The sequence below is a fragment of the Rhodococcus sp. JVH1 genome (genome assembly GCF_000280725.2).
GTDB lineage: Bacteria > Actinomycetota > Actinomycetes > Mycobacteriales > Mycobacteriaceae > Rhodococcus_F > Rhodococcus_F jostii_A.
The window spans coordinates 1,986,097-2,009,395 of sequence record NZ_CP166289.1 but is presented as its reverse complement, the minus strand read 5'-3'; the positions used below and the strand labels follow the sequence as shown (position 1 = coordinate 2,009,395).

The following is a 23,299-nucleotide window of genomic DNA, read 5'->3' as shown; positions in this document are numbered from 1 at the left end:
CCTGTCGGAATAATCCGGTGTCACTCCTTAAGTCCGCACAGGCGCTGGATGATGTCCTCGCGGTCGTGCCAGAGCGGGGTCGGCAGAGGGCTGCGGGTTGTTGCGCTGTTTGCTTTCTCGAGAGCGTGGCGCTTCATCTCGGTGTCGGCGTGTGCGTAGATGAGCGTGGTCTCAGGGTCGGCGTGCCCGAGCCACTCGGTGAGCAGGGCCAGTGGCATGCCGGCCTGGTAGAGGTGCATCGCCCGGGAGTGCCGGAGCATGTGCGGGTGGATCCGGGCCGGGACGTCGGAGCATCTGGCTTTAGCGGTGGCGGCGTGCTGGCGAATGAGCCTGGCGACGTTGTCGTCAGACATCCGCGTCGGACGATGATTCCGCCTGGTGTAGAACATCGGGGTCGCCGGTTCCGGGCTGGGGTGGAACACCGCGGCGTAGCGGCCGAAGTGCTGGGCCGTCTCGCTGGTGATGGGCAGGCGCCTGGGTTTGGAGCCCTTCCCGAGCAGGTCCACGGTGAGTCGCCTGGTGTCGATGTCGGCGAGGGTCATGGCGAGCATCTCGGCGTCTCGGGCAGCCAGGTCATACATGAGGATCATGAAGAACTGGTCACGCAGCCCGATCCGGGTGCCCGGGTCCGGGGCGGCGAGCAGCGCCGTGACCGCCTCTGTGCTCATGTACTTCACCGGTGCCGCGGCCGGAGCCTTGAGTCGCGGGATGGCGGCGAGGTCGGCAAGGTAGATCGTGAGCGTCGGCTCAGCGGCCGCCGCGTAGGTGAAGAACGACCGGATGCACGCCAGTCGCTGGTTGTAGGTCGAGGGCGTCCACGACTTGGTGGCCCGCATGTGTTCAAGGAACCCGGTGACGGTGACCCGGTCAACCATAGTGAAGGTGACCTTCTCGACACCGATGTGGTGATGTTCGGCGACGTAGCCTAGGAGCATGTTCCAGGTCTGGCGGCACGAGGTGATCGTGTTCTCGGCTGCACCACGCTGGCGGGGCAAAAACGCTGTGAACCACTCGCGAAGGTGCCGGTAGAAGCCGTCCGCAGCCTGCTGGCGGGTCTTCATGACGTCACCGCCGGGATGATGCCGGCCGCGCGGGTCAGGCCGGCCGCTGCGAGGCGCTCGGGCAGCAAATGCACGTACCACGCTGTCGAGGAGTACTTCTGGTGTCCCATGTAGGCGGCGAGGTAGGGCAGCCATGCCTCAATGTCTTTGCCTTCTTCGACCCACCGCATCAGGGTGCGCGCGGCGTAATTGTGCCGCAGCGTATACGGGGTTGAGGCCGGCGCGATCCCGCCCGCACGTTCGCAGCAGCGGTGGTAGCTGGCGATGAGCCAGGATGGGGAGTACTGACAGCCATGCTGGTCCTCGAAGAACCACTCTCGGTCCGCGCGCCGCATGTCGGCTAGGTGATCGAAACGGGCAAGCAGCCCGGCCAGGTCCCCGCTGACGGGGACATGGCGGTCCTTGTTCCGTTTGGAGCGTTCGATCATCACCATCGCGCCTTCGGCGTCAACGTCGTGGCGGCGCAGGCGGCGGGCTTCGGGCGGGCGCAGGCCCGCGCCGAGGATCAGCCGGAAGATGACCGGGATCGTGTACTCGCGGAACGGGCTGCGGTAATCGGCGTCGATGGAGTCGGCCGCCCGGAAGAACGCGGCCAGCTCCTCATCGGTGAACATGTGCGGTAGGCCGCGGGTCGGGCTGGCGATCCACGCGGACGGCACGATGAACGCGTCCACGCCGGCCAGTTGGAGGTACTTGCCGAACTCACGGACCGCGCGGCTCCGGTAGGCGCCCCAGGTGCCCGTCGCGGTGTCCCTGCACCAGGCGGTCGCCAGTTCCCGGGTCAGCACCGTTTCGCCGGGGTGATGCGATGAGCAGAACCTGTCGAAACCGGCCATCGCGTTTCGCATGTCGCGCAGGCTGTGTCCGAGCGAGGTTCGCCATTCGAGCATCGCCTCGATGTGGGGTGCGAAATTGCTGGTGAATGTGTTCATCGCAGCCCCTCCTTCGTGCAGGCGAGATCCTGCAGCGGCAGGCAGCACTGTCGGAGCTGCTCGCTGGCCAGAGCGAAGTAGGGGCGGGAGGAATTGATGCGGGCGTGGCCCAGGATCTGCGCGGCCAGCGGCAGGCCGGCGCCCGACTCGATGAGCCTTGTCCCCGCGGTGCGCCGCAGGGCATGGAAGGACTTGCCGTCGTGGGCCACATGCTCGATGCCGGCCCGGGTCAGGCGGCGGCGCATGAGGGTCGAGCCGGTCGAGTTCCCGAGCTTCACGAACGGCGCTTGGAGCCGGACGAACACTTCCGGGGCGTCACAATCGGGCCGGCCATGCAAGATCCATTCAGCGACGGCGTTACCTGCCAGTGCTGACAGCGGCAGTACCAGCGGCCTCGATGTCTTGGCCTGGACCAGCCGGATCTCGTCGCGGCGCCAGTCGATCTCATCCAGGCGCAGTGCGACGATGTCGCAGCACCGCAGCCCGGTCGAGACCGCGAGCAAGACCATCGCGTAGTCCCTCTTCCCGCAGGGGGTCTCGGTCTCGATCCTTTCAATGAGACGGCCGGTCTCCTCACGGGTAAAGCACGGCAGCGCCCGCACCCGCCGCGGCGCGGCATACGCGAGCAAGCCATCGATGCGCACGTCACTAAGCCCGGCGGCGTTGAGGAAGGCGAAGAACCTCTTGAGCGACCACACCAGGTTGCCGATGCCCGCTGGCCGCTTGGGCGCCATCTCGACCATGAACCCTCGTACGTCGTCTGCAGTGACGGTACCGGGAGCACCCCGGCCGATCCGGTCGAGGTAGGCCAGGAAATGACGGATCTCGCTGGCCAGCAACCTCACTGACCCCGGGGCCAGCTCTAGGCCGGCCGCCGCGGCGAACTGTTTCAGTACGGCACGGGAACTCTCGCTGAGCGTGAGATCAGGGTCTGGGCTCATCATCCGCCAGACCACGGCGCCGGTTGCCTGGAGCTCCAGCATCATGCGGGCTGACTTCACCAGAGCCTTTCGCCTGTTCGGGCCGATCTCACCGCGGCGGGCACGCTCCTGCTGGCACGCGACGAACTCGTCGACCACCCTGGCTGACAGCGCGTCGAGGCCCCGCTGCTCACAAAACTTCACGACCACGCCGCAGCACTTGCGGTAGCGAGCGACCGTGTCTGCCGACAAGCCCACGCTTGCCACCACGCCGAGCACGGCATCAGCCAGCTCGGACACCATCAATCCCATGACATCGACCTTTCATTCGATGGAGCCGCCGGTTCGGATGAATATGGCGGCACCGTCACCATGGGCGGAGAACGTCAGGGAGAGGAAGAGGTCCCGTGCGCGCACCGGATTATTCCGACAGGCGATAGTTGCCAGAGCGCGTCAGCCAAGGTCCCAGGCCCCTTACGCGCAGGAAGGAGCGGGCATCGGAATAACCCGAGAATCGGAGTAATACCAGTTATTCCGACCTCGGAATAACTGGTATCTCAGTGCGGTTCCCGAACTGCTCGCCGCTGCAGCAGGACGCCTCGAACCCGAAGGGCCATCGACATGACCACGCTCACCGGGGAACTACAAACCTACTTCTCCACCTTCGCCCGAACCCAACGAGACTTGTCCGAACACACCATCGCCGCATATCGGGACACCTGGCGGATGCTCCTGACGTTCCTCACCGACAGGACCGCCACCAGGGTTGAAGACCTCGATTTCGACCAGATCGATGCTGTGAACGTCACCGCATTCCTCGACCACCTCGAACAAGAACGCGGCAACAGTGTCGCCACCCGAAACGCCCGGCTCAGCGCGATCCGGGCCGTACTCTCCCACGCACTTCCACACCAACTCGACCATGCCGCAACGATTTCCCGCGTGCTCGCGATCCCACCCAAACGGCACCTCACACCGATACTCGAGTTCCTCACCGCCGAGGAAACCGATGCTTTGATCGCCGCGCCCGATCGCACCAGATGGACCGGTCGCCGCGACCATGCGCTGCTCGTTTTGGCCATTCAGACCGGTCTGCGGATCAGCGAACTGTGCTCGCTGACCTACACCGACCTCCACCTCGGTGTCGCTGCGAGCGTCTCCTGCACCGGGAAAGGCCGCCGCACACGGGCAACCCCGCTGACCTCGACCACAACCGCGGTCATGACCACCTACCTGACCGAACGCCGATCTCGGCCCGGCAGCGCCCTGTTCTGCGGACCGCGGGGACAGCGGCTCTCGCGAGACGCCCTCGAGCACCGCCTCGCGGTCCACGCCGCCACCGCTGCAGCGACGTGCGCGAGTCTGGCCGACAAGCACCTCACCATGCACACCCTGCGACACACCGCCGCGATGAATCTGCTCGCCGAGGGCGTCGACATCTCTGTCATCGCGCTGTGGCTTGGACACCAACGAACTCAGTCCACCGACGTCTATATGCACGCGGACATGACCATCAAGCAATCAGCACTCGACCGCACCCGGCCCACGAACATTCCGCCCGGGACCTATCAGCCCGAAGCCGACATTCTCACCTGGCTCGCAGCGTTATGAATATGCCGACAACAGCCGCGGGAAACTACCCGCTGACCTGCGCAACCCTCCCGGACATCGGCATAACCGTAACGTCGGCATAAACCTTGTACCTCGAAGCCGAAAAAGAGGATGACCTGCGCAAAGTCGGGTACTCGAAGGAACGTCGGGTCGACCCGCAGATCGTGGTGGGGTTGCTCGTCGACCGCACCGGCTTCCCCCTCGAAATCGGATGCTACGAAGGCAACGCCGCTGAAACCCACACGATTGTGCCGATCGTGCGCCAGTTCCAGGCCCGCCACGACCTCGAGGGCGTCGAGATGGTCGTGGCCGCCGACGCCGGGATGCTGTCGGCGGCGAATCTGGCGGCGTTGGATCGGGCGGGCCTGAAGTTCATCGTCGGGTCACGGGTGACGAAGGCGCCCGGGATCTCTGTTCCCATTTCCATTGGAACGGTACAGTTTTCAAAGATGGGCAGATCATCGACACGATCACGCCGCGGCATGGTCGCTCCGTGGTGAACAACACCCGTAAACGCGCCGAACCCGTCTGGAATCAGGCGGAGCATCCGAATGCGTGGCGGACGGTGTGGCAGTACTCGCGCAGTCGGGCCGCTCGTGACGAGAAGACCCTGAACGCGCAGGAGGCGCGGGCTCGTGCTGCGGTCGACGGTGACACCGTCCCGAAGTCGACACGGTTCGTCAAGGCGACCGCGAAGGACCGACGGCTGGAGACGGCCTCGCTGAAGCGGGCGCGGATGCTCGTGGGCTTGAAGGGCTATTTGACGAATCGTCCTGTGTCGGTAATGGATCCGGGTCAGTTGATCGGGAAGTATCACGAGTTGCGGGATGTGCAGCAGTCGTTTCGGATGTCGAAGACGGATCTGCGGGCGCGGCCGATCTTCCACCGCACCCGTGATGCGATCGAGGCGCACCTGACCGTGGTGTTCACGGCGTTGGCGGTCTCGCGGGTGGTGCAGGAACGTAGCGGATTCGCGATCAGGAAGGTCGTGAAACTGCTGAGGCCACTACGGTCGGCGACCATCGCGATCAACGGGACTCGCCACATGTTCCCACCCGACGGCGAGGCCAACACGCAGGCCCTGCTCGACCGGATTGTGGAGCCCTGAGTTCACGCATTAACGAAATGAGCCAACTCAGGCCTGATCTTCCTGCGAAAGTGTGTCGCGTGACATTCCTGTTTCCGTCGCAATCTCGTCAACAGGTTCATCCCTTCGTAGTTGAAACTTTCCGTTGACGAACAGATGGCGGATATGTATGTCTTCGACACACTGACCTCCTGTTAGTGAGTCTGTCTCAACTTACAAAAGGGCTCTTCGCGGTTCCGCGTGAAGTTTGATCCGCTGCGGGATGTGTATATGCCGCACCGCGGGTGTTGGGTGTTGATGAGAATGCAGACGATGGCGTCACGGAATTTGCAGGGGTAGTTGTCGCCGTTCATCGGCAGGCTGGTGGGTTCGTCGGCACGGTGACTGCTGTGCGTCATTGTGAACGCCGATGATCGGCACGGTGACGGCCGGATCCAGGCGCTGGAGGGCCCGGCGGGGCGGTCGTGTCAGCTCGATGGTGGTTGGGCCGGCAGTCAGCCTTTGTGTAGTTGCCGATCAGGTTCAACGGTGGGTCGGTGAACCCGTAGCGGCGACGATCCTCGGCCGTCGCTGCCGCGAGGATGTACACGGCGTGCAGCAGCGGGTTCCCCGTATGCCGGATCTCGGAAAACACTTCGCGGGCGACTCGATCAGCTGCCGGGTGTCCTGGTGACCCATCCGCTGCAAATGCTCATCGGTGGTGCGGCGCAGCCAGCGGCGCACCGTGGACGGCGAGCGAGCCAGCCGGTCGGCGCTACGCCGGAACCCCAGGACTTTCGCCTTGTGGATCAGGGCGCTGCCGATCACCTCGGTGGTGTCGGCGCGGCGGGCGTGCATGGCTGTGGGCAGCAGGATGTGGGTGGCGGTGCATTCGCGGCTGCGGACCCGACTTGGGCGCACGGTCGCGGCGCCCGGGGGCGCGGACGGTGCGCTCGTGACCGTAGCCCTTTTGGCCAGCGGCCCCCGGCAGGACGGGCAGACCATGGTGCCGGTGTCGAGGAGTTTTTCGGCCTCCTCGGGCCGGCGAATGATGATCACTTCCGATGGCTCCGCTCATGACTGGACCAGTCTTGACTACCCGACGGGGCCGCGGCAGGGGCCGTTCATGTTGGCGGCGCAGTGTTTCGTGTCGCGCCGTCACCGCCGATGCCGACGACCGGGCCGTCGTCACCCCGCGATCTGCGTTCGACAGGCCGTGCAGCCCTAATTCGGCGTCGCCCCGTCGTCGGCGCTGTGATGATACGCATGATCGGGCCTCCACCCGGTACACATCGGTATCGGCAGTGACGATCACCGGCCCAGTGGTCGCCATTTGAAGAGACACTCAACAGCGGGCGGCACTGGTGAGCAGAATACGGGGGCGGCAGCGCTTCACGTCCCTGAACCCGCGGCGGATGCGTTTGATGTTCTTGATGCCGGTGTTCGCGGCCTCCGTTCTGGCGTTGGGGTACAACCGGCTCGTGAAAGCCGTCAAGCGCGCCGGTTGGGGGTTCCGAAATCGTGAGAATTCGGCCCGCCGGATACGCTTCCACTGCACCCGCACCCAGCGGGCCGCAACTGAGACTTCATGCTGATTGCCCGACAAAGTTGTAGAGCCGGCATTCCTGCGATCTGGACGTAGTGGGCCAACAACCGGCGGAGTTGTTCCCTGATGCCCCACGCGGCGGCGAGCTCTCCGGTCGGATCGTCGTGGGCGAAGACCGACCGAAGCCGTGCCCACCCGGCGGAGACAGGGTGTCCGCCCCGTGCAGGAGCAGCCTGTTCGCCCAAGACAGATCACCCGACCGGCCTCGCTGGTTCTTGTATTGCTGTAAAAGACGTTGCCGCACAGTCGTAACCATGTCGTTTGCTAGCTTGGCCAGGTGAACGCGTCGACACTGATCCGCAGCGTTCGGCAGGTGGGTTCGGATCGCTTTCGCGAACGCCGCGGACGGATCGATCGCGACCACCTCGATACCGTACCGCCACACCTACGGATGGGCAGCGAGCCACATGGCGACACCCTTGTTGTCGCGGCCGTCGACCACACCGAGGACCCTGCCGGTCTCTAGGCCGACGATCGTGGACATCCAAGGCTCATACCTGCGCCACGTGCCGGTCGAAAGGCGGAAGTACCGGACTCGCCGGTACCGGCATTCGTCGATACCGATCCGGCGCACGGCAGTTCGTCGACGTCGGCGATCATCGCCTCCGCGGCGGTGAGTGTGGCCTGGACCAACCACCATGACACGGAAGACGAGCCGGCGTCCTCGCTGGCAGCGCGCCCACACCGAGTGACCGCATCGACGAGTGCGTCCCGCAGCGTCATCGTCGACCGTGCGAACTGCGGCATCTGGACAGTCAATTCGGAGAAGGCCCGCTTCGGGCAGGTGGTGATGTCTCAGAACTAGTGTCCTGAGTCTTTAATTCTGGCGCAGTAGTGTGCGATGGAGTCGAGGATCTGGTCGGCGGTCTTGATCCAGACGTAAGGTCTGGGGTTGTCGTTCCAGGTCTCGATCCATGCCCGGATGTCTTTGTTGAGCTGTTGGACCGAGGTATGCGTGGAGCGTTGGAGCTTCTTGGTGGTCAGTTCGGCGAACCAGCGTTCGACGAGGTTCATCCATGATGAGCTGGTCGGTGTGAAGTGGCTGACGAAGCGCGGGTGCGCGAGGAGCCATCGTTTGACCGCGGGAGTCTTGTGGGTCGATGCATTGTCCATCACGAGGTGGACATCGAGATCGTCGGGAACCTGAGCGTCGATCTTGCGGAGAAATGCGATGAATTCTTGTGCGCGGTGACGTGAATGGAGTGATCCGATCACCTTCCCCGAGGCGATGTCGAGAGCGGCGTACAGGCTCGAGGTGCCGTTGCGGACGTAGTCGTGACTGGCGCGTTGCGGGGTGGTGGGAAGCATCGGGAATATCGGTTGGGTCCGGTCCAGTGCTTGGATCTGAGTCTTCTCGTCGACGCAGAGCACCAGAGCCCGCTCGGGCGGGTTCATGTACAGGCCGACGACGTCACGGACCTTCTCCGTGAACAGTGGATCCTTCGACAGTTTCCACGAGTCTTGTTTGTGCGGGGCCAAACCGAACGCGCGCCACACCCTCGAGACCGTCGATTGCGAGATATCGAGATGCTCTGCCATCGATCGTGTGGACCAGTGTGTGGCGTTCTTCGGTGTCGTTTCGAGGGTCGAGGTAATCAGATCCTTGATCTTGTCGTCGTCGATCGTCCGGGGACGGCCGGGGCGTGGTTCGTCGAGCAACCCGTCACATCGGTCCTCGACGAACCTGTCGCGCCACCGCCGCACCGTGCCTCGGTTCAACCCCAGCCTCTGCGCCACTTCGGTATTCGATCCACCATCGGCAGCAGCGAGGATGATTCGCGACCGTACCGCCAAACCTGCAGCGGTCTTGCGTCGCCGCGACCACCCCTCAGGTTCTGCGCGTTCGGTCTCGGTCAGCACAATGTCCGTCGGTCGCGGACCGCGAGTTGCCATGACCAATCTTAACAACCGATGGCTTATTTATGACTCAGGACACTAGCGGCGCTTTGCCAGATCACGACGAGTGCACCCGCGATCGGATTGTCACGCACCCGCTGCGACCTGGATGAATGCACCCTAATGCCGGGACGGTGAACAAGGGGCACACGGCCTCGCTGGTGATCTCAATGTCCGCCTACCGACCGAAAGTCGGTTCCTCACCAACGGCGACCACACGATATTCGGGCAGTGCGAACAGGGTGTCGCAGCATCGCGTTGCAAACCGATAGGCTCACTCACGCCTCGTGGGATTCCTTGCTGTGCTTTTACGTCGGCAACACACATCGCAGCAGACCCACGGGCCTTCAATGTCTTACGACACGCGACCCATCTTTACGCGCTACCGAGAAGAGAGCCCACAAAAGTCGTGTGCATCCAGCGTACGCATCGGTTGCGTCCATGACGATGGTGTACGAGCCGGATCAGGACGTCACCGGCGTGTCGTAGCCGGAAAGTAGGCGGTCATCGCGTGATTCTTCGAGAGAGCTACCAACTCGACTCGACGAAAGAGCACGCGATGACCACTGCCCACGATATCGACCTGCACCAGTTCCTGACCGATCGCCTCACCGACGCCAGCCCCGACCTGCTGCGCAGCCTGCTGTCCACGTTCATCGACGCGCTGATGGGCGCCGAGGCCGACAGCCTGTGCGGCGCCGGTTTTGGTGAACGCTCCGAGGACCGCACCAACAGCCGGAACGGTTACCGCCACCGGGACTTCGCTCCCCCAAGCACTGCGTGCAGGGCGGTACCCCCACCCGCGCCGGAACCCTTGACATCGCGATCCCCAAGCTGCGTCAGGGCTCGTACTTTCCTGATTGGTTACTGCAGCGCCGCAAGCGTGCCGAGCGGGCCCTGACGTCGGTAATGGCCACCTGCTACCTGCTCGGGGTCTCGACCCGCCGGATGGAGAAACTCGTCGACTCGCTCGGCATCACCAGCCTGTCGAAATCCCAGGTGTCCGTGATGGCCAAGGACCTCGACGCCCAGGTGGAGGCGTTCCGCAGCCGCCCGCTCGACGCCGGCCCGTACACGTTCGTCGCCGCCGACGCCCTCGTCCTGAAGGTCCGCGAGAACGGCCGGGTGGTGAACGTGCACGCGCTCGTCGCGGTCGGAGTGAACGCCGAGGGCTACCGCGAGATCCTGGGAATCGAGGTGACCTCCGCCGAGGACGGGGCCGGTTGGCTGGCGTTCTTCCGGTCGCTGGTCGCCCGCGGGCTGTCCGGCGTGCGGTTGGTGACCTCTTCACGCGCACGCCGGCCTCGTGTCGGCGATCGGCGCCACCTTGCCCGGAGCCGCTTGGCAACGCTGCCGAACGCATTATTCGACCAATCTCATGTCCCAGACACCGAAGAACTCGTGGCCCTGGGTGCGTGCGCTCCTGCACTCCGTCTACGACCAGCCGGACGCCGATTCCGTTCATGCTCAATATGGTCGGGTGATCGACGCCTTGTCGGAGAAGCTTCCGAAGGTCGCCGACCATCTCGACGCGGCTCGCCCGGATCTGCTCGCGTTCACCGGCTTCCCGAAGCAGATCTGGCGTCAGATCTGGTCGAACAATCCCCGATCGGTTAACCGGCTCTCGGGCGACACGATTCTATGCGCGGCGTGAGGTCCGGGGCCGATGGCCGGATGGGGCGCATGCTGACGGTGTCGGCTCGATCGGAGAGGAGCAGGCGATGGCCGTTCGGGTGCACGCGGTGGACGACGGTTATGTGGTGGTCGGCGAGTGGGAGGGTTGCGCGGCAGCGAACGCGTTCCTCAAACATCTGGCCGGGCGTGCGTTCAGCGTGGCGACGGTGCGGGCGTATGCCTTCGATGTGCTGAACCTGGCGCGGTTCCTGATCGCCCGCGATCTCGGATTGGCGTCGGTGACGCCGGTGACCGTGTTCGAGTGGATCGACTGGCAGGGCGTGCGCCGTGATCCCCGACCCGGCGCAACGACGAGGAACGGCAGGCAGCGCACGGCGGCGGCGTCGACGATCAACCGGCGGGTCGCGGCGGTGCGGGCGTTGTTCGAGTACCTGGTGATGACCGGGGTGCGCGCCGACAATCCGGTGCCCTCACCCCGGCGGGGTCAAGGGTTACGTCCGTCGGGGCGGGGTTTGCTCGGGCATCTCGGGCCCGGCCGGCCCCGGGCCGGAGGCCGTCTGGTGCGCCAGCCGCGGTTGCTGCCCGAATCCCTCGACGCCGACGCGGTGGACGTGTTCGTCTCGTCGCTGCGCACCCATCGGGATCGGGCGATGGTGTGGGCGATGCTGCTCGGGGGTCTGCGCAGCGCCGAGGTGCGATCGCTTCGGTTGGCGGAGGTGGATTTCGGTCGACGCCGGCTGCGGGTGCTCGGCAAGGGTTCGAAGGAGCGTGTGGTGCCGGTCGATGCGGTGTTCTTCACCGAACTATCGGCCTATCTGCGCCTCGAGCGGCCACCCGGGTTGGTCACACCGGAGTGCTTCGTGGTGCTGCGGGGCCCCACCGTGGGGGCGCCGGTGACCGAGGCCGGGTTGCGATCGTTGTTCCGGCGGCACCGGGACCTGTCCGGCGCGGGTCGGGTGCGTCCGCACCGGCTGCGACACACCTACGGCACCGAACTCGCCTCCGCGGGAATCGATCTGATGGTGCTGCGGGAGTTGATGGGGCACGCCTCCCCGGAGACCACCGCCGAGTACGTGCACCTGTCGATCGAGCAGCTCGCCGCCGAATACGGCGCCGCCCGGGCCAGTCTCGCCGGGGCACGGCGATGACCACGGCATGGCCGACCGTGGTGGACCCGGATACGGTGCTGGCCGGCTATCTCGACCACGTCGCCACCCTCGGGCTGGGCGGAAGAGCCGTCCGCGGCCGCACCCGCATCGCAACCGCATTCCTGGCCGTGCACCCGGATCTGCGGGAATGGATGGCCCGGCCTGCCTCGGACCGGCTTACCGAACTCCGCAGCACCGGGGCGTGGCCGCTGTTGTGTCACGTCATCGGTCGAGACGAGCTGCGACTGGACCTCGAGTTCGCCGCGGTCAAGAACCTCACCGGACTCGGGAGTGCGGTCGAGGCCCGCGACCCGGACGGGTTCGCCGCGGCCCGGACTGCCGGACTGGCCTTGGGCTGGGCACCGTCGTGGGTCGAGACCGTCCTCGGCGAGTGCCTGGCGGTGCTGCTCGCCTGGCATGGCGGACTCGTCAGCGACATCACCAACGACACCGTCGACGATTTCGACGCCGCATTGGCTGCAACACAATCTATTCCGCCGTCGTCTCGGCGGGCATACCGCAACCGGATCGCGGGTCTGCGGCAGGTGCTGTTCGAGGCCCGCATCGTCGACATTCCACCACGGCGCCGGTCCTGGGCCCGCAGCCACGCCCAACGGTTCGCCGACGTTCCGATGGCAGACGCGATCCGCGAGACGTTGTTGCGCTACGTCACCGTCCGAGCCGCCGTGCTTCGCCCGAAATCCGTCGAATCACTGATCAACGACCTCCTGCCGTTCGCCGACTACCTCACCACACACCACCCCGAGGTCACGTCCCTCGACGGCCTCGACCGCAGTCACATCGAGGGCTTCCTCGCCTGGAACCGCACCCGCACCTGGCGTGGGCAACGCGCCGCAGCCGGCGCCGGACGCACCATCTCGAGGGCCGTGATCCAATCGGCGGTGCTGAGCCTGCGCAACCTACTTGACGATCTCACCGAATGGGGCTGGGAGCAGGCACCACCGCGTCGGCTGGTCTTCGCTGCCGACGTCCCCAAGCTCGACCAACCCTTGCCCCGCGCACTGGCACCCGACGTCGACGGCGTGGTGATGAACGCTGTTGCCGGATTGGAGGATCCGTTCGCCCGCATCGGGTTGACGGCGCTCCGCGGGGCGGGGTTGCGGGTCGGGGAACTGCTCGATCTCGAGCTCAGCAGCGTCGTCGACTACGGCCCGGCCGGGACCTGGCTGAAGGTGCCGCTGGGCAAACTCGCGACCGAGCGCATGGTGCCGCTCTCGGCCGCCACCGTCGCGGTGTTGGACGAGTGGACCACCCAACGCGGCGTCTGCCGACCACTGCCGCATCCGCGCACCGGAGCTTTGACCGATTTTCTGTTCGTCGCGCACGGCCGCCGCCTCGGCCAGACCCGGCTGCGCAACGGGCTGCTCGCCGCCGTTGAACGGTCTGGGTTGCGCGGCACTGGCGGCGGGCCCCTGATTGTCACCCCGCACCAGCTGCGGCATACCTGGGCCACCGAGCTCGCCAATGCCGGGATGAGCCTGCAGGCGTTGATGGCGCTGCTCGGGCACGTCACTCCTCAGATGACTCTCCGCTACGCCACCCTCGCATCGCCGACGTTGCGCGACGCCTACGACCAGGCCATGGGCAAGATGCGCCGCCGGTTCACCCTTACCCCGGTCGGCAAGCCGATCGTTCCCGACACCGTCAGCTGGCTCGGCAGCGAGATGCTCAAAACCCGTGTTGCCCATGGCTACTGTTCTCGGCACGAAGCGGCCGGAGCCTGTCCCTATGCCAACATCTGCGAGACCTGCGACAACTTCGTCACCGGACCCGAGTTCCGCGGCGCGCTCGAGGCGCAACGCACCGACGTCCAGGCACTCGAAGCCGATGCCTGCGACCGCGGCTGGCCCGACGAAGCTGCTCGCCACCACCGCGTTGCAGACGCCCTGACCGATCACCTCCACCGGCTCGACCGCTGACTCCAGATCGCCAGTCTGCGATTGACCCACACGCGAAGGCCGGTTAAAGGAGAGATTGAACAAGGAGATCCGCCGGAGGACTGATGTCGTCGGGATCTTCCCCGATCGCACCGCCCTGATTCGGCTCGTCGGCGCGGTACTCGCCGAGCAGCATGACGAGTGGATCGAAGGCCGCCGCTACCTCGGCCTCGACGTGCTCGCCCGGTCTCGCGGCACCCACGCAACACCCGAACCTACCGAGGAGGTGACGCCGGCGGCTCTGACCGCATAACCCCACGAGGAGTCACGCGTCGACCGTCGTACACCACGCCCTGGGACTTGACCTACGCATCACCTGGACCTGCTCGCCGGGCTACAGTCAGGAGGAACGGGTAGGTCACTCCCATCGATCGACCTCTCGTATTGGTCGCGCCGGGTTTCCGCCGACTAGCCAATTTGGCGGCACATCATTAGTCACTACGGACCCGGCGGCTATGACCGCGCCATCGCCAACCGTAACACCTTTCAGGATGATCGCTCCCGTCCCAACGAGGACGTGGGAACCGATCGTGACAGGTTTGGATGATGCCGGCACCGCCCCGTCGGTATAGTGAATCTTATGGAAATCTGTATCCATAATTTGGCAATTCCAAGATACTTGTGAATCTTCGCCAATGCTCATGCCCGACGCTACGTTAAGAATTGTCCGCTCTCCTATTGATGAGCGGGGACCCAACCGAAGTATGGCCGGGTGATCTGCCGTTCCAATTACGGCTATCCGGACTCCGGTGCGGAAGGTCGCGCCGTTCGCACAAATTTTGCCGTTTTGTCGTACGATCTTTACTTGGGAGAGCACTCGTGCGCCGTGAATTCCGCGCAAGCGTCCTCTTGCTCGCGAACTGATTGCGATGGCTATGGAGCGAAGGCGGGGCACTGCGTCCTCTCTTTAGCTCTTGTTGTACGGGACGTTTCCCATTGCTTGAATCGATAATGGAGAACTGGGCACGTGGCCGGTATTGTCACTAATGCGCCGTGCAATTGGAGTTGCGCGGCCTTACGGCATCATTTTCTCAAATTTTGATCTGGAGGTCATGCTGAACCATCGCCTCGACGACTTCCTGGAAGGTTTTCGTTGGTACCCAGCCAAGTTCCTCGCGTGCCCTCGTTGCGTCGCCAACGAGTTGTAGAGAGTCGTTTTGTCGCAAGAGTTGGCGATCGATCGTGACATAACGCGACCATTCGCTGATGCCGACGGCATGGAACGCTCTGACGACAAAGTCTTCGACAGAATGCGACTTCCCGGTCGCGACGATGAAGTCATCGGGCTGTTGGTGCTGTGCAATTCGGATTGCGCAATCGACGTAGTCTGGTGCCCATCCCCAGTCACGCCTTACGTCAAGTCTGCCTAGCTCGAGTATGTCGGTACGCCCATGGAAAATTGCCGCGACGCCAGCGGTGATCTTGCGTGTAACAAATTGGGTGGGTCGGCGAGGTGACTCGTGATTATAGAAGATCGCGTTACTCGCATGCAGACCGCGTGCTCTGAATGTCTGGACCATGTTGTGTGCAAATGCTTTGGATGCGCCGTATGGATTGACCGGCGCAATCGCGGTCAGTTCATTCTGTGGGGACTGACCGGTGCCCGCGAAGATCTCTGCGCTTGATGCATTGACGAAGCGAATTTCCCGTCCGTTAATTTCTTGAAGGCGGTGGCAGCCTTCCATCAGTGCTACCGCGGAGATCCCGTTTACTTTCGCTGTTTCAAGCGGCTCATCCCACGAGTGGGAGACCGACGAGACCCCCGCGAAGTGGAACACCGCGTCAGGAACCGTGTCCAGAACGAGCTGCCGACAGGTGTCGGCGTCCGAAAGGTCCGCCACGCGAAGTTCGAGTCTAGAGGCATCAGGATGAAGGCGTTGAGTGCTCGACATGGATTGCACAGTCCCGTGTACGTGCCACCCGTCGTCAAGAAGGCGCTCGACAAGGTAGCTCCCGTCCTGGCCGGATGCGCCGGTGATCAGGGCGGTCTGTCTATCCCCCTTCAGCCCAAGCGTCACGAACGAGTTCCGGTCGAGAGCTTGGACTGTTCGTCCACGTCATTCTGGACCATCATCCGGACCAATTGCTCAAAGCTGACCTTCGGTGACCAGCCCAGCTTGTCTCGGGCCTTCGATGCGTCGCCAATAAGGTGGTCGACCTCCGCAGGACGGAAGAACTTTGGATCCGAGTAAACGAGATGGGACCAGTCGGAGATTCCTACCTCGTTGAAAGCAATGGTGAGGAGGTCGCGGATCGAGTGCGACTCACCAGTGCAAATGACGTAATCGTCGGCCTCGTGTTGCTGGAGCATAAGCCACATAGCCTCCACGTAATCACCGGCGAAGCCCCAGTCGCGCTCCGCATCGAGGTTGCCGAGTGCGATGCGATCCTGCAGCCCGAGTGAAATGCGAGCGACCGATTGGGTGACTTTGCGAGTTACGAACTCTTGTCCACGGCGAGGAGATTCGTGATTGAAAAGGATGCCCGAGCTTGCGTGAAGGCCATAGGACTCTCGATAGTTGATAGTGAGGTGGTGACCGTAGACCTTCGCGACCGCGTAGGGGGAGCGGGGCCAAAGCAGCGTGCTCTCACGCTGCGGGACCTCTTGGACTTTCCCAAACATCTCCGAGCTTGAGGCCTGGTAAAAGCGTACCTGCTTGCCAGTCTGATCCTGGTAGAAACGCAGAGCCTCAAGCACGTTGAGCACACCGCCGCCAGTGACGTCGGTGGTTAGGCGCGCATTCTCCCATGAGTAGGCGACGAACGAGATCGCTCCCAGGTTATACACTTCGTCTGGCTCGGCGGCAGAGAATGCTCGCATCAAGCTTGAGAGATCGAGAAGATTGCCACTGAGGATCTCAACGTACGGATGGGTTTCCGCGAGCCTCGCCGCCTTCGGGTTGTTCTGTCCTTGGATGAGACCGTAGACTCGGTACCCCTTCTCATAGAGAAGTTCAGCGAGGTAGGGGCCGTCTTGGCCAGTAATTCCGGTGATAAGGGCGCTCTTCATGTAGGCCTCATTCCGATAGCTTTGGGGTTTGCCTCTTCTGGCGAGCTGATTGTAAGCGAGGACTTGCAATTGAGCCCGGTCGGTGCTCCCAGTGAACGCTGTATCCGCTCAGCGTCGGGTTTGCATGTCCTCAATGGGACGCAGGGCCCCGGTCCCTAGACGGGCCGGTGATACCCTGATCGATCTGTTCGTCAACTCCCGGGCAGGACTATCGAAGCGCAGTGTCCCGGAGCACTTCGAGGTGGTGCCTCTGACGCCTACGCGAAAATTGGAGTTGGACGTCTAGGGTTGGAGTTGGACGTCTAGGGTCAGATCTGCGCGGCGTGCGCTTCCGGTGGGTGGCGGTCGACAATGTCGGTCGGCGAATGGCGGGCACCTTCCCGTCGCGGGTCGGCGCTCCGGCGCGCCACCGACGGGTCTGGACCTGCGGCAGATCACGTCTGAGCCACGATGTCGATGCTGCGGTTGCGTACGATTTGTTGGTCAGGCGACTAAACAAGCGCATTCGGATGCAGGTGGTGTGTCATAGGACACTGTATCGGCCGCTGGCAGTGTGGCGTCGGGGCTAATAGCCTCTGGTACGCGGTGTGGATTCAGAACACCGGCATGAGTGCGAATTCCCGCGGAACATGGAGACAATGTGCGGATTTTGGTCACCGGTGGTGCTGGTTTCATCGGCTCGAACTTTGTGAATGACACCGTGCGCGATCGCCCGGGTATCGAGGTGACGGTGCTCGATGCGCTCACTTACGCGGGTTCGCAAACCTCGCTGTCTTCAGTCCGAGACTCGGCCAACTTCGTCGAAGGTGACATCACCGACGCCGACCTGGTCAACACACTCATTTCAGAGTCCGATGCCGTGGTGCACTTTGCGGCAGAGTCCCACAACGACAACTCACTCGCCGACCCGGGTCCATTCGTGCAGACCAACGTCATCGGCACTTACACCTTGCTGCAAGCCGTTCGCGAGCACGGTGTGCGATACCACCACGTGTCGACAGACGAGGTGTACGGCGACCTTGAGCTGGACGACCCGGCGAAGTTCACAGAGCACACGCCCTACAACCCGTCAAGTCCGTACTCGTCGACAAAGGCGGCGTCGGACATGCTCGTTCGTGCCTGGGTTCGGTCGTTCGGTGTACAGGCGACGTTGTCTAACTGTTCCAACAACTACGGGCCGTATCAGCACATCGAGAAGTTCATTCCGCGGCAGATCACCAACATCCTGGCCGGCGCGCGTCCCAAGCTCTACGGCGCGGGTAAGAACGTGCGCGACTGGATCCACGTCGAGGACCACAACTCAGCCGTGTGGCGAATCCTCGAGTCGGGGGAGATCGGCCGTACCTATCTCATCGGTGCAGACGGCGAACTCGACAACCTCTCAGTCGTACGAATGATTCTGGAACTGATGGGCAAAGACCCTGACGACTTCGACCACGTCACCGACAGAGCCGGGCACGACCTGAGGTATGCCATCGACTCGTCCACGCTGCGCAATGAACTCGGTTGGAGGCCGCGCTACACCAATTTCCGTGAAGGTTTGCAAGCCACGATCGACTGGTACCGGGACAACTGTTCGTGGTGGGAAGACGGCAAGGTCGCCGTCGAGGCCAGATACCAGTCACAGGGGGCATGACGGTGGATATCCGTGAGTTGAAGGTAGCGGGGTCGTGGGAAGTAACCCCGAAGCAGTTCGGGGACGACCGAGGAGTGTTCCTCGAATGGTTCAAAGAACCAACGTTTGTGGATGCGGTGGGGTATTCGCTGAACCTCGCGCAAGCCAATTGTTCCGTGTCGGCAGCCGGGGTCCTCAGGGGCATCCATTTCGCGGATGTGCCCCCCGGCCAGGCGAAGTACGTGACATGTGTCAGGGGAGCCGTCCTGGATGTGGTCGTCGACACACGGGTAGACTCGCCCACCTTCGGAACGTGGGACTCGGTATTACTCGACGATGTGGATCGCCGTGCGATCTACCTCTCCGAGGGATTGGGTCACGCATTCCTCTCGCTCGAGGATGATTCGACGGTCGTCTATCTGTGCTCATCGGGCTACGCACCCGGCCATGAGCGTGGAATCAATCCACTCGACCCCGAGATCGGTATCGAGTGGCCGACAACATCGCGGTCTGGATCCACGCTCGAACTCAGTCTGTCCGAGAAGGACACGTCGGCGCCGTCTCTGTCCGAGGCAACGGACCAAGGGCTGTTGCCCAGGTATGACAACGTGAGGGACTGGGTTGATGGTCTCACTTAACGAGCTCCGCAGTTCGAGCACAACACCTGGTGTGAAAGGGATTCGCGCATGAAAGGCATCATCCTCGCCGGCGGTTCCGGTACACGCCTGCATCCGATCACCATCGGCATTAGCAAACAGCTCGTACCTGTCTACGACAAGCCGATGATCTACTACCCGCTCACCACACTGATGCTCGCAGGCATCCGTGACATCCTCGTGATCACCACTCCACACGACGCCGAACAATTCCAGCGTCTTCTAGGCGACGGCTCCCAATTCGGGGTCAACCTGACCTATACCGTTCAACACGAGCCGAATGGGCTCGCGCAGGCATTTGTGCTCGGCGCCGACCACATCGGCAGCGACCCCGCCGCGTTGGTTCTCGGCGACAACATTTTCTACGGTTCCGGCCTCGGCCATCAGCTCGGCAGATTCGTTCACCTGGACGGCGGAGCCATCTTCGCCTATTGGGTTGCCGATCCGTCCGCTTACGGAGTCGTCGAGTTCGACGACCGCGGCCGAGCACTCTCGCTGGAAGAGAAGCCCTCAACACCAAAGTCCAACTTCGCGGTGCCCGGGTTGTACTTCTATGACAACGATGTAGTGGAGATCTCCAAGCATCTACGGCCCTCGGACCGCGGCGAGTACGAGATCACCGACGTCAACCGTGCGTACCTCGAGCAGGACCGCCTTAACGTCGAGGTTCTGCCGCGAGGAACCGCCTGGCTCGACACAGGTACGTTCGACTCGCTGCTCGAGGCGTCCAACTACGTCCGCACTATCGAGCAACGGCAGGGCCTCAAAATCGGCGCTCCCGAAGAAGTTGGTTGGCGACAGGGATTCATCTCCGATGACGAATTGCGTCTCCGGGCAGAGAAACTAGTAAAGTCCGGCTACGGCTCATATCTCATCGAGCTCCTCGAGCGTGGCCGAGACTTGCAGTGAACTTTTACTAGCCCTGAGGTTGGTGACATGCGGCGTGCAACGACGGTGCTGGTCGGCGCGATGAGTGCGCTCGTCGTCGTCGTTGGCGTCGTGGGCTTCTTCGTCTATACCAAGGCTCGAGTCGACCCCGTGAAACCCGTTGACGCCATCGTCGTACTCGGTGGTGGGCACGACGGGCGCGAAGAGTACGCCATGGAACTTGCGCGGCTGGGGGTCTCCAAGAACCTCGTCCTGTCCAACGCCTACGGGACAGGTGACAAGAGGATGGCCGCGTACTGTGCGACCAAAGATCCATGGTTCACTGTCACGTGTGTGTCCCCAGTCCCTGCCACGACACGGGGAGAGGCGCAATTCACCCGCGAACTCGCGGAACAAACCGGGTGGCACAGCATCCTGGTGATCAGCTGGCGATACCACCTGCCGCGCGCGCGTTATATCTTCTCCCAATGCTTCGACGGTGAGATCGTCATGCGGCCCGTGCCACGCGAATACACCTTTAGCCTCGCCGAGTGGGAATACACGTACCTGTATCAAACGGTCGGGTTCATCAAGGCCGTAGTGCAAGGGGCGTGCTAGCGGAGGCTGCCTGGAACCTTCTCGAACGCGATGCTGCCGAGATCGGCGAGAATGTATCCGACTATCGCCATCGACACGCCAGCCAATGCAGTCCACATCGCGAGCAATATCGTGCGGCGCCGAGACCGAGGACGAGTGCGGTCTAATGCCTGCCCGGCAAGTGCGGTAAACGGCGCGACCGAACCGAGTACGCCGACAGCGAAGAACGCGTAACCATGCCCGCTCCGGCCCGATGCGACGACGATGCCGAGCAGCATACACGCACACGAGTTGAGTAGCAGCGCAACTCGGCCCGCACCGATGCGGGGGCCGGCGACCGTCACGGCCAGGTAATGCACTAGTGCCCCCACCGCACCACCGGCCGCGACCCACAACACATAGTTGATCGACGTTGACACGTTCATTGCGCATGTTTCCCCACACGACTGCTGCGCTTCGACAGGACCCACCCGCACGCCCTGCCGGCCCACGCCGCACCGACAGCCAAAACTGGCGTCAACGCCAGATACAGCAGCCCCATCCGGGGAGAGGTGAGCGCGACACCCTGTACCGCAAAGAAGCTGAACGTTGTAAAACCGGCAAGTACACCGTACGTAAGGAACGCATGCACGAGGGCCGTCGAATCCTGATTCCCGTCCGGAACCGCGCCGATAGAGAAGCCGAACAGGAAGCACCCCACCGCATTGATGGCGAACGTGGTGAGCGGAAAGTGCATTGCGTCGTCCGGCCACCACCGCCACATCTGGTATCGGCACGCAGCGCCCACCGCGCCACCGGCCGCCACAGCCAGGGCGGTGGCGGCGGTGCGAGAGGTGTCTGAGAGCATTCCGAATCAGGCGCCGCAGTTCGGCACGTCCACGATGACAGTTGGATCATCTACCAGGGGTTGCACCGGAACTCGCGCCTCGCCCGGGCTGGCGGGCTCGGTCAGCTGGTATTTGATTTCCGTCGTCTGGCCCTGCCTCACGGGAACCAGCACGTCGAACAGTGGGTGGCCCATTTCCTTGCCCGTCAGGAACACGGCCGGCTTGCCGTCCACCGTCACGTTCCGTAGCTGGGCGCCCTGTGTCGCAAGAAGCGACACAGCCGACACGTTGGTGCCCTTAGGTACGCCGAGGGTGTTGATGAACGTTCCCGCGACGTAGTCAGGGAAGTCGCCCGCCGGTGTGTTGTTCGTCAGCTTCACTATCACCGTCGAGCGGCGGGTGTCGCCGGCGCAACTCTCAGCCGTGTAGTCGATCTCACGCGTCGTGTGGTAGTCGAGTTTGCCACCAGCCTGGTTGTTGATGACGACGCCGGCGAATGGTGCCGCGTCGTCGGGGACGGTGTGACCGAGGGGGGTCCCGGCCAGAACTTGCTGCTCCTCAGGGTGCGAGCTCCACACGGCGATACGGCGCTCACCGGCCGCGCGGCCGAGGGCGTCTAGCAACTTCTGGGGGGACTGGATCTGACCGGTCATCTTGTCGATCACCCGAGCGGCCACCGTCTGAAGATACTGCTTACGGGCGTTGTTGTCGTCCGCAAACCGGACGTAGGCGGTCGACTCGGTCAGTTCCACCACGTTGTCGGCGTTGATCACCTCTCCGTCCGGCATTTTGACCGGGCCGATGGCGCCGAGCACGTAGCTGAGCGCGATCGGGTCGGTGGCAATCGCACCGTCCACCTGCTCGCCTGATTCCTGGGCCCACATCGATTTCCAAATCTGCGCTGCATAGGGAAAGTGTGAACTCAAGTTACTGTTACGGATGTCTGTGGTCGGTCGGCTCTGCCCGTATTGGGCGGCGAATTCTGGTCCCAGGTCCAACGGCGCTGCTGCGCCGACAAGGTCCGAGTTCCGCCCTAGCGTGTCTACCCGTGCGACACCATCATTCGCACGAATGACACCGTAGCCACCTAGCAGGCCGCCCGTTCCGCGAGCCTCGGCGTTGGTTTGGAAGGCCATGAAGTAGTTGCGGGGGCCGTCTGCGCCCAACATTGCGGGTGCCAGCTGTGCGGCAATTGCGGTATTTCCCAACAGCTTCGAGAGCTCCGAAAGCTGGTCCTGCAGTTGTGTACGAGCGTCGGAAACCGACGTCAGGTATGTCGGAGCCGCGATAGCCTGTGCCTTATCGTTCCACCGCTGCGCAGCGACGGCAGTCTGATCCAGTACTGGCGCAGCATCCTGTAGCGGCTGCAAATTTACCTTGCCGCCGGAAGCGATGAGTTGGTTTGGCGCCAGAGAGGTTCCGGCTGCCACGGCGGGTGTGAGCACCTCTGATGTCAGGCCTCGTACAACTTCGGAGATCTGCTGCGATGTCTCGAGCGGGCTGCCCAGCCACGGAATGGCGGACGCGACGCTCCATGGAACGTTGTGTGTGTAGTCGTACGCCTGGTTCGCGTACTTGTCGGCGTCGGCGGATGAGCGCTCTGCGTCTTCTGTATTACCGTCCAGTAACGCGTCTTTCGCGAGCTGTGCGTGGTTGCGCGACTCGTACAGATTTGCGCGTGCTTCCCTAGCCGAATAGCCGAGCCACAGACCCAGTGCCACTACCACCAGCGAAGCCACAAAACCGCCCGTGATCAGGGAACGCTTGCGCTTATAGGACTTGCTGCGGACACTCGTGCGCTTGCGGATGCGACGAACCGAGGGCTCGCCCGCGGAAGTGCCCGAAGCGCCAGGGTTCTCGGCGTCACCGCGGGAATGATCGTTCACGGATCGTG

The 23,299-nt window shown here is 63.3% G+C and carries 20 protein-coding genes and 3 pseudogenes; 10 read left to right on the top strand and 13 right to left on the bottom strand.

Translation table 11 applies throughout. The annotated features are described in order from the left end of the window. Positions 1-20 precede the first annotated feature (20 nt). From JVH1_RS09250 to JVH1_RS09240, 3 genes are read right to left on the bottom strand one after another with little or no spacing between them, the layout of a single operon-like run. Positions 21-1,061 carry a tyrosine-type recombinase/integrase gene (locus JVH1_RS09250; RefSeq protein ID WP_371112962.1) on the bottom strand — a complete coding sequence of 347 codons (1,041 nt, stop codon included), beginning with the start codon at positions 1,059-1,061 and terminating at the stop codon, positions 21-23. Further along, positions 1,058-1,993 (bottom strand): tyrosine-type recombinase/integrase, encoded by a 936-nt coding sequence (locus tag JVH1_RS09245; RefSeq protein ID WP_043783120.1) that lies wholly within the window; start codon positions 1,991-1,993, stop codon positions 1,058-1,060. Before JVH1_RS09245 ends, JVH1_RS09250 begins: the two co-directional genes overlap by 4 nt. Beyond that, positions 1,990-3,225 carry a tyrosine-type recombinase/integrase gene (locus JVH1_RS09240; RefSeq protein WP_371112961.1) on the bottom strand — a complete coding sequence of 412 codons (1,236 nt, stop codon included), beginning with the start codon at positions 3,223-3,225 and terminating at the stop codon, positions 1,990-1,992. The genes JVH1_RS09245 and JVH1_RS09240 overlap by 4 nt, the downstream gene beginning before the upstream one ends. A gap of 309 nt (positions 3,226-3,534) precedes the next feature. Between JVH1_RS09240 and JVH1_RS09235 the strand changes: the two genes are divergently transcribed. Further along, complete coding sequence (locus tag JVH1_RS09235; RefSeq protein ID WP_009480585.1) at positions 3,535-4,524, top strand: tyrosine-type recombinase/integrase; 990 nt, start codon at positions 3,535-3,537, stop codon at positions 4,522-4,524. An 83-nt stretch (positions 4,525-4,607) separates the two neighbouring features. Then, a pseudogene (locus tag JVH1_RS09230) lies at positions 4,608-5,632 on the top strand (IS1634 family transposase); the annotation flags it as partial. A gap of 501 nt (positions 5,633-6,133) precedes the next feature. Here the strand turns inward: JVH1_RS09230 and JVH1_RS09225 are convergent. The 4 genes from JVH1_RS09225 to JVH1_RS09210 all read right to left on the bottom strand — a co-directional run bounded on the left by JVH1_RS09225 (position 6,134) and on the right by JVH1_RS09210 (position 9,089). Next, on the bottom strand, positions 6,134-6,649 hold the full coding sequence (locus JVH1_RS09225) for a hypothetical protein (protein WP_009480582.1): 516 nt from the start codon (positions 6,647-6,649) through the stop codon (positions 6,134-6,136). A 286-nt stretch (positions 6,650-6,935) separates the two neighbouring features. Then, positions 6,936-7,148 carry a transposase gene (locus JVH1_RS09220; protein ID WP_371113088.1) on the bottom strand — a complete coding sequence of 71 codons (213 nt, stop codon included), beginning with the start codon at positions 7,146-7,148 and terminating at the stop codon, positions 6,936-6,938. A gap of 28 nt (positions 7,149-7,176) precedes the next feature. Further along, a complete protein-coding gene (locus JVH1_RS09215) occupies positions 7,177-7,581 on the bottom strand; it encodes a transposase (RefSeq protein WP_083849925.1) in 405 nt (134 codons plus the stop codon). 416 nt (positions 7,582-7,997) lie between these two features. Further along, a complete protein-coding gene (locus JVH1_RS09210) occupies positions 7,998-9,089 on the bottom strand; it encodes an IS630 family transposase (RefSeq protein WP_043782849.1) in 1,092 nt (363 codons plus the stop codon). Positions 9,090-9,651: 562 nt separating this feature from the next. On the opposite strand from JVH1_RS09210, the pseudogene JVH1_RS09205 reads away from it, so the two are divergent. The 4 genes and pseudogenes from JVH1_RS09205 to JVH1_RS09190 form a co-directional block, all read left to right on the top strand. Next, a pseudogene (locus tag JVH1_RS09205) lies at positions 9,652-10,701 on the top strand (IS256 family transposase); the annotation flags it as partial. A 112-nt stretch (positions 10,702-10,813) separates the two neighbouring features. Beyond that, positions 10,814-11,875, top strand: coding sequence for a tyrosine-type recombinase/integrase (locus tag JVH1_RS09200; RefSeq protein ID WP_043783004.1), 1,062 nt, complete (start codon positions 10,814-10,816; stop codon positions 11,873-11,875). Beyond that, the gene (locus JVH1_RS09195; RefSeq protein ID WP_043783006.1) at positions 11,872-13,815 is read left to right on the top strand and encodes a tyrosine-type recombinase/integrase; all 1,944 of its coding nucleotides are present in this window, start codon (positions 11,872-11,874) and stop codon (positions 13,813-13,815) included. The genes JVH1_RS09200 and JVH1_RS09195 overlap by 4 nt, the downstream gene beginning before the upstream one ends. Positions 13,816-13,864: 49 nt before the next feature. Further along, a pseudogene (locus JVH1_RS09190) lies at positions 13,865-14,086 on the top strand (transposase); the annotation flags it as partial. Between the two features lie 105 nt (positions 14,087-14,191). On the opposite strand, the gene JVH1_RS09185 reads toward JVH1_RS09190, so the two are convergent. The 3 genes from JVH1_RS09185 to JVH1_RS09175 form a co-directional block, all read right to left on the bottom strand. Then, positions 14,192-14,431, bottom strand: a complete 240-nt coding sequence (locus JVH1_RS09185) for a DapH/DapD/GlmU-related protein (RefSeq protein WP_272943942.1) — start codon at positions 14,429-14,431, stop codon at positions 14,192-14,194. Positions 14,432-14,864: 433 nt separating this feature from the next. Further along, positions 14,865-15,851 (bottom strand): GDP-mannose 4,6-dehydratase, encoded by a 987-nt coding sequence (locus tag JVH1_RS09180; protein ID WP_043781583.1) that lies wholly within the window; start codon positions 15,849-15,851, stop codon positions 14,865-14,867. Beyond that, a complete protein-coding gene (locus JVH1_RS09175) occupies positions 15,848-16,843 on the bottom strand; it encodes a GDP-mannose 4,6-dehydratase (protein ID WP_043781586.1) in 996 nt (331 codons plus the stop codon). The genes JVH1_RS09180 and JVH1_RS09175 overlap by 4 nt, the downstream gene beginning before the upstream one ends. 640 nt (positions 16,844-17,483) lie before the next feature. On the opposite strand from JVH1_RS09175, the gene rfbB reads away from it, so the two are divergent. From rfbB to JVH1_RS09155, 4 genes are read left to right on the top strand one after another with little or no spacing between them, the layout of a single operon-like run. Continuing rightward, positions 17,484-18,479: a dTDP-glucose 4,6-dehydratase gene (gene rfbB, locus JVH1_RS09170; protein ID WP_043781589.1), complete on the top strand. Its 996-nt coding sequence runs from the start codon at positions 17,484-17,486 to the stop codon at positions 18,477-18,479. Beyond that, on the top strand, positions 18,476-19,096 hold the full coding sequence (locus tag JVH1_RS09165) for a dTDP-4-dehydrorhamnose 3,5-epimerase family protein (RefSeq protein ID WP_043781591.1): 621 nt from the start codon (positions 18,476-18,478) through the stop codon (positions 19,094-19,096). Before rfbB ends, JVH1_RS09165 begins: the two co-directional genes overlap by 4 nt. 48 nt (positions 19,097-19,144) lie before the next feature. Further along, a complete protein-coding gene (gene rfbA, locus JVH1_RS09160; protein WP_043781594.1) occupies positions 19,145-20,023 on the top strand; it encodes a glucose-1-phosphate thymidylyltransferase RfbA in 879 nt (292 codons plus the stop codon). Positions 20,024-20,050: 27 nt separating this feature from the next. Beyond that, on the top strand, positions 20,051-20,599 hold the full coding sequence (locus tag JVH1_RS09155; RefSeq protein ID WP_043781596.1) for a YdcF family protein: 549 nt from the start codon (positions 20,051-20,053) through the stop codon (positions 20,597-20,599). On the opposite strand, the gene JVH1_RS09150 is transcribed toward JVH1_RS09155, so the two are convergent. Genes JVH1_RS09150 through JVH1_RS09140 form a run of 3 tightly spaced genes read right to left on the bottom strand, consistent with a single transcriptional unit; the run spans position 20,596 to position 23,291 of the window. Then, positions 20,596-21,003: a hypothetical protein gene (locus JVH1_RS09150; RefSeq protein ID WP_043781599.1), complete on the bottom strand. Its 408-nt coding sequence runs from the start codon at positions 21,001-21,003 to the stop codon at positions 20,596-20,598. The two genes, JVH1_RS09155 and JVH1_RS09150, sit on opposite strands and share 4 nt — an antisense overlap. Further along, a complete protein-coding gene (locus JVH1_RS09145; RefSeq protein ID WP_043781601.1) occupies positions 21,000-21,425 on the bottom strand; it encodes a CrcB family protein in 426 nt (141 codons plus the stop codon). The genes JVH1_RS09150 and JVH1_RS09145 overlap by 4 nt, the downstream gene beginning before the upstream one ends. Before the next feature lie 6 nt (positions 21,426-21,431). After that, a complete protein-coding gene (locus tag JVH1_RS09140) occupies positions 21,432-23,291 on the bottom strand; it encodes a DUF4012 domain-containing protein (RefSeq protein ID WP_043781603.1) in 1,860 nt (619 codons plus the stop codon). Positions 23,292-23,299: the final 8 nt, after the last annotated feature.

Excerpts from the sequence above, each read along its gene's own strand:
- JVH1_RS09250 (WP_371112962.1), bottom strand. The coding sequence starts at position 1,061 with ATGAAGACCCGCCAGCAGGCTGCGGACGGCTTCTACCGGCACCTTCGC.
- JVH1_RS09245 (WP_043783120.1), bottom strand. The coding sequence starts at position 1,993 with ATGAACACATTCACCAGCAATTTCGCACCCCACATCGAGGCGATGCTC.
- JVH1_RS09240 (WP_371112961.1), bottom strand. The coding sequence starts at position 3,225 with ATGGGATTGATGGTGTCCGAGCTGGCTGATGCCGTGCTCGGCGTGGTG.
- JVH1_RS09235 (WP_009480585.1), top strand. The coding sequence starts at position 3,535 with ATGACCACGCTCACCGGGGAACTACAAACCTACTTCTCCACCTTCGCC.
- JVH1_RS09210 (WP_043782849.1), bottom strand. The coding sequence starts at position 9,089 with ATGGCAACTCGCGGTCCGCGACCGACGGACATTGTGCTGACCGAGACC.
- JVH1_RS09200 (WP_043783004.1), top strand. The coding sequence starts at position 10,814 with ATGGCCGTTCGGGTGCACGCGGTGGACGACGGTTATGTGGTGGTCGGC.
- JVH1_RS09195 (WP_043783006.1), top strand. The coding sequence starts at position 11,872 with ATGACCACGGCATGGCCGACCGTGGTGGACCCGGATACGGTGCTGGCC.
- JVH1_RS09185 (WP_272943942.1), bottom strand. The coding sequence starts at position 14,431 with ATGGATACAGATTTCCATAAGATTCACTATACCGACGGGGCGGTGCCG.
- JVH1_RS09175 (WP_043781586.1), bottom strand. The coding sequence starts at position 16,843 with ATGAAGAGCGCCCTTATCACCGGAATTACTGGCCAAGACGGCCCCTAC.
- JVH1_RS09165 (WP_043781591.1), top strand. The coding sequence starts at position 18,476 with ATGACGGTGGATATCCGTGAGTTGAAGGTAGCGGGGTCGTGGGAAGTA.
- rfbA (WP_043781594.1), top strand. The coding sequence starts at position 19,145 with ATGAAAGGCATCATCCTCGCCGGCGGTTCCGGTACACGCCTGCATCCG.
- JVH1_RS09155 (WP_043781596.1), top strand. The coding sequence starts at position 20,051 with ATGCGGCGTGCAACGACGGTGCTGGTCGGCGCGATGAGTGCGCTCGTC.
- JVH1_RS09150 (WP_043781599.1), bottom strand. The coding sequence starts at position 21,003 with ATGAACGTGTCAACGTCGATCAACTATGTGTTGTGGGTCGCGGCCGGT.
- JVH1_RS09145 (WP_043781601.1), bottom strand. The coding sequence starts at position 21,425 with ATGCTCTCAGACACCTCTCGCACCGCCGCCACCGCCCTGGCTGTGGCG.